Below are 16,303 nucleotides of genomic sequence, written 5' to 3'. Positions count from 1 at the left end.
AAAGTCCGAATAGAACATATTCGGACTTCATACTTTAGTTAGAAAACTAGCATTAACGTTTAATAACGTTATGGAAACACTATTAAGTCCCACGGATGGGGCACCCTCATTTTTTGATGCAATGACATCACGCCAGAAAGGGCGACTTTTGTTCGCTCAAGGCTTATCTGTCTCCGAAATTTCTACTTATATTAGCGAAAAGCGATCAACTGTTGAAAGTTGGAAACAACGAGATGGTTGGGAAAAAGCAGATATTTTCGATGATGTAACTCTTGGGTTACGTGCTCGCTTTCTTACGTTAATTTTTAAAGAGAACAAAAGCAATGCTAATTATAAGGAAATGGACTTCCTTATGCGAATGCTTGAGCGATCTGCAAAGATTGAACGTTATCGGTCGGGTGAAGGTAATGAAGTTGATCTGAATCCGAAATTGGCAAATCGTAACAAAGATGCCAAATCACGTAAAAAGAAACTGAAGAACCAAATCACACAAGAACAATTCGAGATCCTCGAAAATACATTCAAAGAGATTTTCTTTGACTTCCAGCATGAATGGGGCAACACGATTGAAAAATCGGAAGCTGAAATATTTATGATGTTGAAGTCACGACAGATTGGTGCAACTTTCTATTTTGCTTTATGGGCATTAATCGACTTATTAAAAACTGGTAAAAACAAGATTTTCTTATCAGCGTCAAAAGCTCAAGCATTCCAGTTTATCGAATATATCCGTGCTTTTGTTCTTGAAACTATCGAGCTTGAATTAACTGGTGATCCGATTGTAATTAACGGCCCACAAGGTCAAGCGACAATTTATTATTTGGGGACAAATGCTCTAACTGCACAAGGCCGTCATGGTGATGTTGTCATTGATGAGTTTTTCTGGATTCGTAAGTTTGCAACTTTCCAAAAGGTTGCTGGAGCGATGGCATCTCAGAAAATGTATAAAGAAATATACATTTCAACGCCCTCGAGCATTCTGCATGATGCTTATGCATTCTGGGCTGGAACAGATGGTAATCGGAAAAATAGAGTTGAAATTGATGTTAGTCATTCTGCACTAAAACGACCTCAGGTATGTCCTGATGGCAAGATCCGCCAAATCGTGACGCTAACTGATGCAGAAAATGCAGGATATGACCGGTTCAATCGTGAAGCATTGAAACGCAGATATCCTGATGATGAATTCCAGAATTTGTTTGAATGCCAGTTTATTGATGACACTGGATCATACTTTCCGATGTCAATCGTTGAAACAAACATGGTTGATTCTTGGAATGTCTGGAAAGATTTTTATCCATTCCAACCTAAGCCATATGAGGGTGAAGTCTGGTTAGGTTATGACCCTTCGTTCACTGGTGACAATGCAGCACTGGCAGTTATTGCTCCACCGAAAACATCTTTAAGTCCGTATCGTATTCTTGAAATACATCAATTCAAAGGTTTAAAAGCCAGTGAACAGGCATTAAAAATCAAGAAGATTTGCGAGCGTTATAATGTGGTGTTTATTGGTATCGATAATACAGGGAATGGTATTTCTGTTGCAGAACATGTCTCAAATTTCTTCCCTAGTCTAAAACGACTTAACTATAACCCTGAACTAAAAATCAGAATGGGACTACGTGCTAAGGAACTGCTAGAAAGAAGACGATTGCAATTTGATGCTGGAAAATTAGTAATTGCTAAATCTTTTTTATCAATTAAGAAAGCTCTTACAAGTGGGCAAGGTCATAAAACACTTGTGACAACTCGATCAGCCGAAACAGGTCATGGAGACATTGCTTGGGCAATCATGAATGGACTCGAAAAAGCACCGATTATTGACATCACAGATGTGAATATCAGTAAAGCTAAGAAAACAAGGATCAAGGTATATCAATCATGAATCTACCAAGTTTAATTAAACAGCCACTCCAGAAAATTGGGTTCTTTCAAGATCGAACACCAGTCAATATAGAGCCTCCAAATAGAAAAATTATCATGGGTAATTTTGGAGATCCTGAGCCTGTATTAGATGGTCAAACTTTATTTCAGTACGGCCATTGTCCCCAGTGGCAAGAATGGTATGAGCTTCCATATGATATTGAAGCAACATCAAGACTGTTCAGAGCTACAAGTCATCACACCAGTGCTTTGATTGTTAAGCGTAATATTTTAAGCAGTACTTTCATTCCACACCCATTATTGAGTCGACAGCAGTTTAATGCTTTGGCGTTGAACTTATTACTTTATGCAAACACTTATGCTCATCTAGAACGAAATAGATTTAACGGAATAATTAAGATTACAGCACGACCTACTTTAGCAATGCGTCGAGGTCTTGATCTCAACCGTTACTTCCAAGTTACACAGTATATTAATAAGCAATTTGAATTTGCTCCCGAAGATATTATTCATATTTATGAGCCAGACACACAACAAGAAGTTTATGGAGTTCCAGACTATTTAAGTTCAGTGAATGCAATTTTGCTGAATGAAGCTGCCACTCTATTTCGTCGTCGTTATTATAAAAATGGTGCTCATGCTGGTTTTATTCTACATATGACAGATGCTTTACAGACTCAAGAAGATGTGGACGATCTGGAATATGCAATGGAAAATTCAAAAGGAGCAGGGAATTTTAGGAATTTATTACTCTATACACCTGGTGGAAATAAAGATGGTGTAAAAGTGATTCCGATTGCTGAAGTTGCTGCTAAAGATGAATTTTATAATATCAAGATTGCAAGCCGTGATGATCAACTTGCAGGGCATCGAACGCCACCACAATTAATTGGGGTAGTACCTCAAAATGCTGGTGGGTTTGGTGATATTGAAAAGGCAGCAAAGGTTTTTTATTACAACGAGATCCTGTATTACCAAAACATGCTGAAGTCAATTAATGATCGAGTTGGCTTTGAAGTAGTTAAGTTTGATGATTATGCTTTGATTGATACACTGAAGAATCCAGCTTAAGCTGGATTTTTTTTAAGTATTTTGCCTATATTACACATGGAGTTTGGACATCCAATTATAGCATTAATTTATCCTATCTATTTAATTTTATTGTATTAATTGCATATCAAAAAGAAACTAATCCCTAATCCCTAATCCCTAATCCCTAATCCCTAATCCCTAATCCCTAATCCCTAATCCCTAATCCCAAGCTACTAGGCTGAAGCACTGATCACTAAGTCTTAAGCGTTGAAGTTTTCAAATAAAGCACTGGTCTGGTCACTGTGCGCGCGCAATTGTCTCCACGCCACACCTGCCCACTAAATATAGCAAAACAGATGCAATTGCATCACTACCTGAAAGGGAGACGTGCTGTGGCTTAGATGCGGAAAATAACTCAACAGAAGTGATGCAGTTTGATGCGCACTGATGCAGAGAAATCATCATATCAGTACTACGAGTCCAAACTTGGGAATCAAAGTCATAATATTGAATAAAAAATACTCACAAAAAGAATGGATTTATTGAAAAGAATCAAAAAATGGATTTAGGTTACACACCCTTATTTTACTCATATTTTTTAATTAAGTTTTTGATATTTATATATTTAATTTATAACCTTTTATTGGTTACATGAGGTTATGAAAGTTATAAAAACCCTATAATCTCTTTATAAAACATTAGCTTATGAGGTTATGCCTTGTAACCTTTTTTTTAGGTTACATGTAACCAATAAATAACCTTTATGTAACCTTTTAAAAGTCAATATTTCTTATTAATTTATAGATAGTTAGGTATATATATTAAATTTCATAACCTTTGTAACCTAGTTCTAAATGATACTTCAACTTTGAAACGCCTGTCATTTTTCCCCCTATTTTGATAGTATTGCCAACGCATCAAGTATCCTTAAATTAACTGTAATTATATAGGCACTCACATAGACCCACACAAAAAACTATAGCTTGTTGTTTTATAAGAATTTTGAAGTGCAGACCCTCGGGACCAAGATTCAAAAACCCCAAGCTAGTACTAAAGGCTTGGGGTTTTTTAATGCTTATAATTTTTTAATTAAAAATTATGTTATTAACAATAAAGGATAACAAAGAGTTAAATCTTAGATTTCATATTAGAAGCATTTATAATTTTGAATTCTTTATATATTTTAAATCATAATTGTTTCTAAAGCATTTAATGTTGATTCTTGGCTTCTTTAAAAAGGAATATTGGCGGCACTTATTATTGGAATTTTCGTAGCTTTTATTTCAGGAATATTATTTTTGAGCGTGGATGCATTGATTGAGATTTATGATGACTTAAAAGTACAGTATGTCCCTAGAAACTAACCCTTCTCTTGAAATTTAATTTAAGTTTAAATTTCATGAAAGTTCACGTTTTGTTGCGAATTGGTTCCATAATGGATTGCCTTTTATGTTAAAGTTTGTTAAGAGTAAGTGATGGTTTTGACATTTTTCTTAGTGATTTGTAAATAACCGTATAACGATAATATACGAGAGGCGAGCATGGCTATTCAATTATTAGAATTAGAGCAAGCCGATAAGTTAAGTGCTTGTAAAATTTCGCTTTCTTTAGGCTTGAATTCTGAGCAAAATTTACTTGAACAATTTTTACAGTTTAACCGTAAATTGATGCAAGTAGATACTGCTTTGCTCGCATTCCATCAGGAACCCTACCTTTGGCATTGTTGTGCAGAAAATTTGCAAGCAATTGATATTTCAAAAATTAGTAAAAGTCTAAATACATTATTTGTAAATTGTGATTTGATCGATCAACAACACCCTCAATATCAGTATCAGAGTTTATTGGCCTTTCTAGCGCCATTCAAACGTAAAATACAAACTGCAATTGCAATACACTTAAGGCATCCAGATCAAACTTCATTAGGGTATCTGGTTTTATTTGATGATGTTGCACAAGATTTCAGCGAATTACAAAAAGAATTACTTCAAGAGCACTGTATGAGTTTTATGCAGAAACTGGAGTTAAAGGTCAATCATGACGAATTGAAAGAACTATACGAGCAAGAAGCTGCATTAAACTTTAGTAAAACTAAATTCTTTTCGATAATATCTCATGATCTACGAGCACCATTTCATGGTCTATTAGGTTTCTCTGAAATATTGGCAAAAGAGCGTGACACTTTGGATGAATCTAGCATTCAGAATATAGCGGACTATCTTTACGATACTTCTCAGTCGACCTATAACTTGTTGGAAAGTTTATTAAATTGGTCGATGGCTGAAGGTGGACGCTTTGTTTACCACCCGATGAATTTTAAGCTACGACAGATTACCAATATTGTTACAGATGTTTTAAAAACACTAGCGATCAAGAAAAATATCCAGTTGATCAATGAAGTTGATGAAAATCTTAAAGTTTATGCTGATATGAATATGATCACTTCGGTCATTCAAAATTTAGTCTCGAATGCGCTGAAATTTACTGATGTTGATGGCTCTGGGAAAGTCTATATCCAAGCACAAAACAAAGGGACTTATATTGAGGTTTATGTTAAAGATACGGGTCTGGGCATGACCCAAGAGCAAATCAAAGATTTGTTCCAACCTCGCGTTAAAATGAGCTTTAAAGGCACTGCTGGAGAAAAGGGTGCTGGTTTAGGGTTGAGCTTATGTAAACGATTCGTTGATCTAAATCATGGTGAAATTAGTGTTAGCTCGAATGAGGGTGAGGGCACAATCTTTAAAGTTGTATTGCCTGCTGCAAATGAACCAATAGATTTATGTGTAGAACAGCATAAAAGTAAAGCGAAATTAGCCTAAAGAGATTTTAAAGATAAGCTTGTAACTGATATAACTAATCTAGATGACATCAGTCGAGCCTTTTTATGAATGCCGAACAGCTACAGAAAACTTTAGTCGCCAGTCAATATGCTGAACAAGTTTTAAATTTATATCAAATACAATTAGAACAAGATTATTGCGAAGATCAATTTCTCCAATCACTTTCTACTGAAAGTATTCATGAAAAAGTTCAACAAGTTGTTGCCGATGTAACAGATGAGCACGCTTGGATGAAAGCATTACGTGCTTTGCGTGCCAAGTTGATGTTTCGTTGGATTTGGCAAGATGCTAATCAACTGACCAATGTGGTGACATTAACACGTGAACTTTCAGATTTTGCTGATGCCTGTATTTGCGCTGCAAAGGCTTTTGCATTACCGCCTCTCTTAGCCAAACATGGCGAACCAATGGGTTATTCAGGTCAGCTTCAAGATTTGATCGTGATTGGTATGGGGAAACTGGGGGCGCAGGAACTCAATCTTTCCAGTGATATTGATCTAATTTTTGCCTTTGATGAGCAAGGTGAAACCAATGGTCGTAAATCTATTGATGTACAGCAGTTCTGCATTCTATGGGGGCAGAAGCTGATTTATCTGCTTGATCACATTACTGCAGATGGTTTTGTATTCCGTGTCGATATGCGCTTACGTCCGTGGGGCGATGGTTCAGCTTTAGCGATTAGCCACAGCGGGTTAGAAAAATATTTAAGTCAGCATGGGCGTGAATGGGAACGTTATGCTTGGATTAAAGCACGTGTGATTACAGGTGAGAAAGCTGGCGCAGAACTCATGGAAATGTCGCGTCCATTCGTTTTTCGCCGTTATGTCGATTATTCTGCTTTCGCTGCGATGCGTGAAATGAAAGCGATGATTGAGCGTGAAGTCATGCGCCGTAATATTGAAGATGATATTAAATTGGGTGCGGGTGGCATCCGTGAAATTGAATTTATTGTTCAAGTTTTTCAGTTAATTTACGGAGGCTCGAAACGTGAATTACAAGATCGTCAATGTTTGGTAAGTCTACATCATTTGGGAAATGCTGAATTACTTGATCAACAGGCTGTAATTGATCTTGAAGATGCTTATTTATTTCTAAGACGGATTGAGCACGCGATTCAAGCACTCAATGACCAGCAAACCCAATCTCTGCCGACTGAACCTGAATTAAGACAACGCATGTTAGATACTTTAGGATTTAACGATTGGTCTGCTTTCTTAGCGGTTTTGAATCAAAAACGCGACAAAGTTAAAGTTCAGTTTAAACAACTTATTCAGGAAAAGGAATTTGCTGAGCCTGTAGATGACTTTGTTCAACTTGAGCAAAAACTGAATACTGTATTGGATGATGGTGCAAAGAATCTAATTCAAAACTTTTGGCATGGACAAGCACTAAGAAAAATTCCCGCGAGTGCTTTAGAGCGCTTAAAGAAATTTTGGCCACACTTGATCGAAGCGATTTTACAGTCAGATCAGCCACAAGTCGCTTTGTTGCGATTAATGCCTTTGATTGAATCTGTACTTCGCCGTACTGTGTATTTGGTCATGCTCATGGAAAGCCGTGGTGCTTTACAGCGCTTAGTCAAGATGGCGACGGTTAGTCCGTGGATTTGTGAAGAATTAGCACAATATCCAGTGCTATTAGATGAATTTCTTTCTATGGATTTTGGTTTACCGAAGCGTAAAGACTTAGAAGATTCATTACGTCAACAATTATTGCGCATCGAAATTGATCAAGTTGAAGATCAGATGCGAGTGTTGCGTTTATTTAAAAAGAGCAATGTACTCACCGTAGCAGCCAGTGATGTATTGGCAGAAAGTCCATTAATGAAAGTGTCAGATGCATTGACGGATATTGCTGAAGTTAGCGTCCAAGCGACTCTTAATTTAGCTTATGAAGCGGTTGCCGAGCGCCATGGCTATCCTTTGGGGAATAATGGTCAGCGCTGTAGTTTAGATAACAAAGGCTTCGCCGTGATTGGATATGGCAAGCTTGGAGGAATCGAATTAGGTTATGGTTCAGACCTAGATCTGGTTTTTATCCATGCTTTTGAAGAGCATAGTGAAACTGATGGTCGTAAAGGCATTAGCGGGGCTGAGTTTGCAATTCGTGTGGCACAAAAGTTTATGTCTTTGATGACGACACAAACCTTAGATGGGCGAGTTTATGAAATTGACACTCGATTACGTCCATCGGGTGAAGCAGGCATGTTAGTCACTAGCTTAAAAGCCTATGAACAATACCAACAAAAAAGTGCGTGGTTATGGGAACATCAAGCCTTAGTTCGTGCGCGCTCAATCGCAGGTGAGGCAGAATTATGTCAGCAGTTTGAAAAAATCCGTTGCCAAATTTTGACCCAAACCCGTGATGAAAATGTTGTACGTGATGAAGTGCTGAAAATGCGTCAAAAAATGAAAGACCATTTGGGATCGTCTTCTGAACAAAAAAAACATGGCATTTTTCATTTAAAACAGGATGCAGGTGGTATCGTTGACATCGAATTTATGGCACAGTATGCAGTGCTTGCATGGGGTGGGAGAAATCCAGATCTCGCCCATTATTCTGATAACGTAAGAATTCTTGAAGATGCTGCTCGAGCAGGCTGCTTATCCAGTGAAGATGCCACAGCACTCATCCATGCTTATCTCCGTGAACGAGCTGAGAGCCACCGTTTAGCGCTTGCAAATCAATCTATGCAAGTCAATGCTGCGGATTGGCACGATACCCGAGAGATCGTTTGCAAGTTATGGCAAAGGTTAATTGATCCAACTGCAATAGCATTGGAAAGTGAATGATTGTGTAAAAATTTGGAGTATGTGCCATGAATTTGGCTGATCGTGATGGTTTTATTTGGCAAGATGGAAAATTAGTTGATTGGCGTGATGCAAAAATTCACGTCTTAACACACACATTACATTACAGTATGGGTGTTTTTGAAGGCGTCCGTGCTTATGAAACCCCAAATGGTACAGCAATCTTCCGTTTGCAAGACCACACTAAACGCTTATTAAATTCAGCAAAAATTTATCAAATGAATGTACCATTTGATCAAGCGACTTTAGAGCAGGCACAAATTGATGTCGTGCGTGAAAATAAATTGGTATCAGCTTATTTGCGTCCTCTCATTTGGATTGGCTCTGAGAAACTAGGAATTGCTGCAACAGACAATACCATCCATGCTGCTGTAGCGGCTTGGTCATGGGGTGCATACCTTGGTGAAGAAGCGATGGCACGTGGTATTCGTGTTAAAACATCATCATTTACGCACCACCATCCAAACGTGACGATGTGTAAAGCAAAAGCATGTGGTAACTATACTGTATCTATTTTGGCACACCAAGAAGTTGCACGTTCAGGTTATGACGAAGCAATGTTACTTGACCCTCAAGGTTTTGTTTGTCAAGGTGCAGGCGAAAACGTATTCTTAATCAAAGATGGCGTTTTACATACACCTGATTTAGCAGGTGGTGCGTTAGAAGGGATTACCCGTCAAACCGTAATTACCATTGCCAAAGATCTTGGTTATGAAGTGGTTGAGCGTCGTATCACGCGTGATGAATTCTACATTGCAGATGAAGCATTCTTTACCGGTACGGCTGCGGAAGTGACGCCAATCCGTGAATATGATGACCGTGAAATCGGTTGTGGTTCACGTGGCCCGATTACCACAGTTATTCAAAAAACCTTCTTTGATGCAGTACAAGGTCGTAACGATAAATATGCACATTGGTTGACTTACGTAAAATAAGATCAAACCAGATCAATTAAGCGAAGCTCAGGCTTCGCTTTTTTATTGCTGAGCTGTCAATAGATTGCAACTAAATCATCATCAATCTTTCATTGAACTTGATTACGGTGAACTTTAAGTGCAATTAAAACAATAGAGAAGCAATGAAAATTACTGTCGTAGGTGCAGGTTATGTCGGCTTATCCAATGCTTTATTATTTTCAAAACAACATGATGTGATGGTCTTCGATATTGATAAAACACGCGTAAAGAACATAAATCAGCGCGTATCCCCGATTAGCGATACCTGTATTCAAAGCTATTTATCTGAATCTAATCTTGAAGCGACTTGTGATCAAGAACAGGCGTATCAACATGCTAAATTGGTCATTATCGCAACACCCACCAACTACAACCCTGAAACAAATTACTTCGATACATCGAGTATTGAAACCGTTATTCGTGATATTCAAAAAATAAATCCTAAAGCGTTGATGCTGATCAAATCTACAGTTCCAGTCGGCTATACCAAGGAACTTTCTAAAAAACTTGCGTTAAAAAATCTGATTTTTCTCCTGAATTTCTAAGAGAGGGGCAAGCTTTACAAGATAATTTATATCCGTCACGGATTATTGTAGGGGAAAAGTCAAAGAGAGCTGAGAAAATTGCCAAGCTTTACTTGAAAGCAACCATAAAAAAAGATGCGGTACTGTTATGTGTTGACTCAACGGAAGCAGAAGCAATTAAGCTGTTTTCAAATACTTATTTGGCGATGCGAGTGGCTTTTTTTAATGAGTTGGATACCTATTGTCTAAAAAATAAGTTGAGTGCTTTAGACATCGTTACAGGCGTTGCTTTAGACCAGCGTATTGGTGATCACTATAACAATCCATCCTTTGGTTATGGCGGTTATTGTTTGCCGAAAGATACCAAGCAGCTTTTAGCTAACTATCATGACACACCACAAGAGTTGATTTCAGCAATTATTCGTTCTAACCAGACTCGTAAGCAAGCGATTATTGAAGATATTCTGAGTCGGAATGTCACTTGTGTTGGTATTTATCGACTGACCATGAAAGCCGATTCAGATAATTTTAGAGAATCTGCTGTACATGATGTGTTGAGCGGTTTGGCGGATGCGGGAATCCAAATCGTGATCTATGAACCAACATTGGGTGCAAAAGCGTACCTCGGTCATCCTTTGGTATCGAGTCTACAAAAATTTAAAGCAATCTCTGATTTGATTATTGTCAATCGTATGGTGCCGATGTTTAGTGATGTCATGGAAAAAATATATACACGAGATTTATTTGGGATAAATTAGAGCTGTAATTGTTAAACAAAACTATAAACAATCCTCCTAGTTTGGTGAATTAATAATAATTTTTTTGATAATGCCTATGCTAAGATAGCCCAATATTCAGTGCATATTGTTTTAAAACGCTTGGTACGAAAATCGCAACGCGAAAATAATATCTAAGGCATTAAGGTTATCAGATGGCAGACATTCAACAAGATTCAGCAACTCATGAAGACAATATTATTTTGTGCATGAAATGGGGAACGAAGTACGGTCCAGAATATGTTAATCGTCTCTATAACATGGTCAAACGTCATCTGACTTTACCCTTTAAAATGGTTTGTTTGACAGATCGTAGCGAGGGTATTGATCCAAATGTGCAGTGCTTTCCGATACCGCCTTTGGATTTGCCTGCGGGTAGCCCAGAACGTGGTTGGAACAAACTTTCCACTTTTGAACCAGATTTATATGGTTTAAAAGGTAATGCTTTATTCTTAGACCTTGATGTTGTGATTGTGGATAATATTGACTGCTTTTTTCAAGAGAAAGGCGAGTTTTTAATTATTCATGATTGGAAGCGACCTTGGCGTATCACGGGCAATAGTTCTGTTTATCGGTTTAAATTAGGTAGTTTTCCTGAAATTTTACCGTATTTCCGTGAGCATTTTGATGAGATTCGTCAAAAGTTTCGTAATGAGCAAGCTTATTTATCATGGTTCGTTGATGCACATGGAACATTGAGTTATTGGAATGAAGATTGGTGTAAAAGTTATAAATATCACTGTTTACAAAAGATTCCATTAGCATATGTGAAGCCGCCTGTAAAACCGAAAGGTGCAAAAATTATTATTTTCCATGGCGAAATTAATCCGCCCGATGCCGTAAATGGTGGTGGTGGTAAATGGTATCGTTATGTATTGCCCTCTGACTGGATTAAAGATGCTTGGCAGTAATCCAAGTGTTATTCATCCTGAACATGAAGAGATGAATCAATAAAAAAATCAGGTGGAATGCCTGATTTTTTTGCTTTAAGGGTTGTTAAATATTGTGGTATTGGCGATACCAATCGACAAAGTTTTTCACGCCATCGACCACCGAAGTGGCTGGTTTATAGTCCACATAGTTTTCTAGCGCAGTGCTATCGGCAAAGGTGTCTGGTACATCGCCTGGTTGGAGAGGAAGCAGATCTAAAATCGCTTCTTTACCCGCTGCTTTTTCAATGGCCTGAATATATTCAATCAGTTTCACCGTACGGTTGTTACCAATATTGAAAATCCTAAATGGGGCATTGCTGGTTGCAGGGTTTGGGTGGTTGCTGTCCCACGTGGCATCAGGCATGGCAATCTTATCGCTGGTTCTGATAATCCCTTCAACAATATCGTCTATATAAGTGAAGTCTCGGGTGTGATTGCCATGATTAAACACAGGAATCGGTTTGCCTTCAAAAATGTTCTTGGTGAATTTGAACAGTGCCATATCTGGACGTGTCCACGGTCCATAGACGGTAAAGAAACGCAGCCCTGTGGTAGGTAATTTAAATAAATGACTGTAGCTATGTGCCATTAACTCATTGGCGCGTTTGGTTGCGGCATAGAATTGCAGTGGATGATCAACGCCATGCTGTTCACTAAAAGGCATGGTGGTGTTGGCGCCATAGACACTGCTGGTACTGGCATAGGTCAAGTGCGGTGTTGCTGCGTAACGGCAGGCTTCGAGAATATTGGTAAATGCAATCAGGTTGCTCTCCACATAACTATGTGGATTCTCAAGCGAATAACGTACACCTGCCTGTGCTGCCAAATGAATCACGCGATCAAAGTGATGCGCTTGGAAACATTGATCCACCACTGCTTTATTGGCGAGATTGTCACGAATCAGTGTGAAGCTTCCAGTATCGTTGCGTTCAGCCAGCAACTGTAATTGCTGAGCACGCGCCTCTTTTAGGGATGGATCATAATAATCGTTAAAATTATCAAAACCGACTACATCATCACCACGTTCCAGCAGTTTTTTTGCAACACTAAAGCCGATGAATCCAGCAGCACCTGTGACTAGAACTTTCATTCATCGCCTCCAAAAATATCTCGGGTATAAACTTTATCTTGTACATCGAGCAAATCACTGGAGAGGCGATTGGCAATAATCACATCACACGATTGCTTAAATTCATTCAGATCTTGGGTCACTTTGGACTTAAAGAAACTGTCTTCATGGAAGGTGGGTTCATAAATAATGATCTCGATGCCTTTGGCTTTGAGACGTTTCATCACACCTTGAATCGCAGAGGCACGGTAATTGTCTGAGCCACTCTTCATCACCAGACGATAAATACCCACTGTGCTTGGATTTCGTGCAAGCACAGAATCGGCAATAAAATCTTTGCGGGTTCTGTTGGCATCGACAATCGCTTTAATCAGATTGCTGGGCACATTGTTGTAGTTTGCTAGTAATTGTTTGGTGTCTTTGGGCAGGCAATAGCCGCCGTAACCAAAAGATGGATTGTTATAATGACTACCGATACGTGGGTCAAGACAGACCCCGTCAATCACTTGTTTGGTGTCTAGGCCAAAGCTTTGTGCATAAGTATCCAGCTCATTAAAAAATGCCACACGCATTGCCAAATAGGTATTGGCGAACAGTTTAATTGCTTCGGCTTCAGTTGAATGAGTCAAAAGTACAGGAATACCTTGCTTTACTGCACCCCCTACTAATAAATTAGCAAACCGTTGTGCGCGTTCAGATTGCTCCCCTACAATTATTCGAGAAGGATAGAGATTGTCGTGTAATGCTTTACCTTCGCGCAGAAATTCAGGAGAGAAAATAATATTTTGCGTTTGATATTTTTTTTTCACATGCTCAGTAAAACCCACAGGAACCGTCGATTTGACGATCATGGTCGCATTGGGGTTAATTGCTAGTACATCCTGAATAACACTTTCTACGCTTTGGGTATTAAAATAATTCGTTTGAGGATCATAGTCAGTTGGCGTAGCAATAATAATAAAGTCAGCATTTTGAAAAGCGAGTTGCTTGTCTACCGTCGCTGTGAAATTTAACTTTTTTTCTTTCAAAAAAAGTGAAATATCATGATCTTGAATTGGTGATACTTTGTTATTCAGTAAATCCACTTTAGTTTGTAGGATATCAAGTGCAATGGTTTCATGGTGTTGAGCAAATAGCATTGCATTTGACAACCCGACATATCCTGTTCCAGCAATTGCTATTTTCATAAGTACCTAACAGATTCTACATACATGATGGACGATTAATAGGATAACCAGAGGGAACCTAATTTAAAATCCCATTCTACGGGTGTAATGACCATTCGTCCTGCGTTCGGAGTGAGTGTAATCTCACTAAAATACACATGATGTTGGGAAAGTAAGAAGTCTACACGGCTATAACCATACGCCAAACAGAGTTTTTCAGAAAGTTTAATAATATCCTCTAGTTGTTTTGGTGTAGCTAGAGTCGATGGTGAATTATCTTTAAGATCAACACGAAATGGTTGTAATGCCCATTGTGTATCATATATGTTGGAATAGTCATTGCCCTGATCATCTTGAACATCAATTTCCAAATATTCTGGGCGACCTTCAAAACAGTGTACACGACAAGTGGTAATGGTTAATTGACTAGCAGGATCTACATAGAGTTCAACATACTGTTCAACTAAGACTTTGGGGGAAATATCTTTGTAATGCCATTCGCGCTTTCTAAAATACATGTTCATTTTAAGATGATTTTTAATTTTAGCTGTAGCTTTTTCGATATTAAACGTACTCTTGTCGAGGCAAACCATGGCACTGCCACTATCATGTGTACATTTTAAAACAAATTGATCGGGTAACTGGTTAAAATCAATCTCATCAATGCATTTGTAAATGCCAATCAATGGAACAAAATAGGCATCACCAACCTTTGCCGAAACCAGCTGTCTGACTGCACATTTATCTGCTAATTTTGTGAACAGAGGGCTCCGCTCAAAAATCATTCGGGCAGTGACTTTTTCATTGAAGCTTTTTGGCGAGCAAAAATCAGGGGTATAACCTAATTTGCAGATAAACCGTTTAGTGAGGTACGCTTTATCTGAAACAAATTTAGTTCTAATTATTTTTGCTTGATACTCAAAGTAGTTATAAATCATCAGTCAAAAGATTAAATCCCGTCAAAGTAAGCTGTAATTATAATAAAAATACCTAAATTCGTCTAATAAAAATGTGGCGTTTTTAGGTGTAAAATGATTCCAAAAGGTTTGATTTTGTTAGGGATTGTCAGGGGGTAAGCTGAGGTTAATCAAGTCACTAAACAAGGTGGAATTATATATCTGCTGATTAGCTCATCGGTATTAAAATTTAAATAATTACAATATATTGATTTATATAAAATGATTACATCATCAAGATGTCTTTCATTACGAAATGAGACTGCCTTTGAACAGATCTGTGGTGTTATCATATGCTCCTAGATTACACATGTTTAGCTGTTTTTTTGGCTTTTCGGATCGTTTAAGAGTGAATTGATGAGTGAAATGATGCAACCGGTTGATGTGGTGATTGCTTGGGTGGATGGCAATGATCCGAAGTTAAAACAGAAGCGCATGCAGTATCAGGGTAAAACACAAGCTTCTGATGCCGTCAGTGATACCCGTTTTGCCAGCAACCATGAAATTTATTATAACGTTGCATCTATTTTAAAATATGTGCCATTTTGTCGACATATCTATATTGTGACAGATGGCCAGCAACCGCAATGGATTGATGACTTTGTTCAGGATGGGATTTGTGAGGCGGGTAAAATTCGGATTGTTGACCACCGTGAAATTTTTGCGGGTTATGAGCAATACTTACCCACTTTCAATACGCGTTCGATTGAAACCATGCTCTGGAATATTCAGGGCGTATCCGATTACTTTTTCTATTTGAATGATGATTTCTTTTTTAACGCGCCAGCGCAATTAAAAGATATTCTTATTGATCAGAAAATGGTGATTTACGGGCATTGGCAAAGCAGTTTTGTGCTCAAGGCCAAGCTTTGGTATCGTCAGCTTTTAAATCAATATTTTAATAAGCCGATACAACCAAAACATATGATTGCGCAAATGTTAGGTGCAGATATGCTTGGGCTTAAAAAGTTTTTTGAGATTCACCATTATCCACATGTGGTTGACCGTAAAATATTACAAGACTATTTACTTGCTCATCCTAAGTTTTTAGAAAAACAGATTCAGCATAAGTTCCGTAGTGTCGAACAAATCAATCCGATTTCATTGATGAATCATTTGAAGATTCAAAAGGGTGAGGCTTTGCTAAAGCCTGATCTTGAGATTGCCTACTTGAAAAATGAAAGCAGTTTAAGCAGCTTCTTGCAAAACTTGGGTAATGAACAGATTAAATATGGGTGTATGCAAAGTCTGGATCAATTGAGTGATGTGGCGGCGGTAGAAATTTACGCAGCTTTAAATCAAAAATTGGCAGGCTATATACCCAACGTTTTATTGGCTGAAACGGCCAAAGGATAAAT

Annotated in this window: 10 protein-coding genes and 1 pseudogene; 8 read left to right on the top strand and 3 right to left on the bottom strand. The window is 38.1% G+C overall.

The window, feature by feature from the left end:
• The first annotated feature begins 70 nt into the window (after positions 1-70).
• The 7 genes and pseudogenes from O1450_RS12720 (at position 71) to O1450_RS12690 (ending at position 11,733) form a co-directional block, all read left to right on the top strand.
• On the top strand, positions 71-1,885 hold the full coding sequence (locus tag O1450_RS12720; RefSeq protein WP_269228722.1) for a terminase large subunit domain-containing protein: 1,815 nt from the start codon (positions 71-73) through the stop codon (positions 1,883-1,885).
• Positions 1,882-2,955, top strand: a complete 1,074-nt coding sequence (locus O1450_RS12715; RefSeq protein ID WP_269228721.1) for a phage portal protein — start codon at positions 1,882-1,884, stop codon at positions 2,953-2,955. Before O1450_RS12720 ends, O1450_RS12715 begins: the two co-directional genes overlap by 4 nt.
• 1,502 nt (positions 2,956-4,457) lie before the next feature.
• Positions 4,458-5,735 (top strand): sensor histidine kinase, encoded by a 1,278-nt coding sequence (locus tag O1450_RS12710; RefSeq protein ID WP_269228720.1) that lies wholly within the window; start codon positions 4,458-4,460, stop codon positions 5,733-5,735.
• Positions 5,736-5,800: 65 nt separating this feature from the next.
• On the top strand, positions 5,801-8,548 hold the full coding sequence (gene glnE, locus O1450_RS12705) for a bifunctional [glutamate--ammonia ligase]-adenylyl-L-tyrosine phosphorylase/[glutamate--ammonia-ligase] adenylyltransferase (RefSeq protein ID WP_269228719.1): 2,748 nt from the start codon (positions 5,801-5,803) through the stop codon (positions 8,546-8,548).
• 26 nt (positions 8,549-8,574) lie between these two features.
• On the top strand, positions 8,575-9,501 hold the full coding sequence (locus tag O1450_RS12700; RefSeq protein ID WP_004664837.1) for a branched-chain amino acid transaminase: 927 nt from the start codon (positions 8,575-8,577) through the stop codon (positions 9,499-9,501).
• 143 nt (positions 9,502-9,644) lie between these two features.
• Positions 9,645-10,804 (top strand): annotated as a pseudogene (locus O1450_RS12695) (nucleotide sugar dehydrogenase).
• Between the two features lie 173 nt (positions 10,805-10,977).
• Positions 10,978-11,733, top strand: coding sequence for a glycosyltransferase (locus O1450_RS12690; protein WP_269228718.1), 756 nt, complete (start codon positions 10,978-10,980; stop codon positions 11,731-11,733).
• 85 nt (positions 11,734-11,818) lie between these two features.
• On the opposite strand, the gene O1450_RS12685 is transcribed toward O1450_RS12690, so the two are convergent.
• Genes O1450_RS12685 through O1450_RS12675 form a run of 3 tightly spaced genes read right to left on the bottom strand, consistent with a single transcriptional unit; the run spans position 11,819 to position 14,927 of the window.
• Positions 11,819-12,844, bottom strand: coding sequence for an NAD-dependent epimerase (locus O1450_RS12685; protein WP_269228717.1), 1,026 nt, complete (start codon positions 12,842-12,844; stop codon positions 11,819-11,821).
• Positions 12,841-14,010, bottom strand: a complete 1,170-nt coding sequence (locus O1450_RS12680; protein WP_269228716.1) for a nucleotide sugar dehydrogenase — start codon at positions 14,008-14,010, stop codon at positions 12,841-12,843. The genes O1450_RS12685 and O1450_RS12680 overlap by 4 nt, the downstream gene beginning before the upstream one ends.
• A gap of 35 nt (positions 14,011-14,045) precedes the next feature.
• Positions 14,046-14,927: an ATP-grasp fold amidoligase family protein gene (locus O1450_RS12675; protein ID WP_269228715.1), complete on the bottom strand. Its 882-nt coding sequence runs from the start codon at positions 14,925-14,927 to the stop codon at positions 14,046-14,048.
• A gap of 375 nt (positions 14,928-15,302) precedes the next feature.
• Here O1450_RS12675 and O1450_RS12670 point away from each other — a divergent pair, with 375 nt between their 5' ends.
• On the top strand, positions 15,303-16,301 hold the full coding sequence (locus tag O1450_RS12670) for a Stealth CR1 domain-containing protein (protein WP_269228714.1): 999 nt from the start codon (positions 15,303-15,305) through the stop codon (positions 16,299-16,301).
• The last annotated feature ends 2 nt before the right edge of the window (positions 16,302-16,303 follow it).

The sequence above is a fragment of the Acinetobacter sp. TR11 genome (genome assembly GCF_027105035.1).
In the GTDB taxonomy this organism is placed as follows: Bacteria; Pseudomonadota; Gammaproteobacteria; order Pseudomonadales; family Moraxellaceae; genus Acinetobacter.
This window is presented reverse-complemented; position numbering and strand designations above follow the sequence as displayed.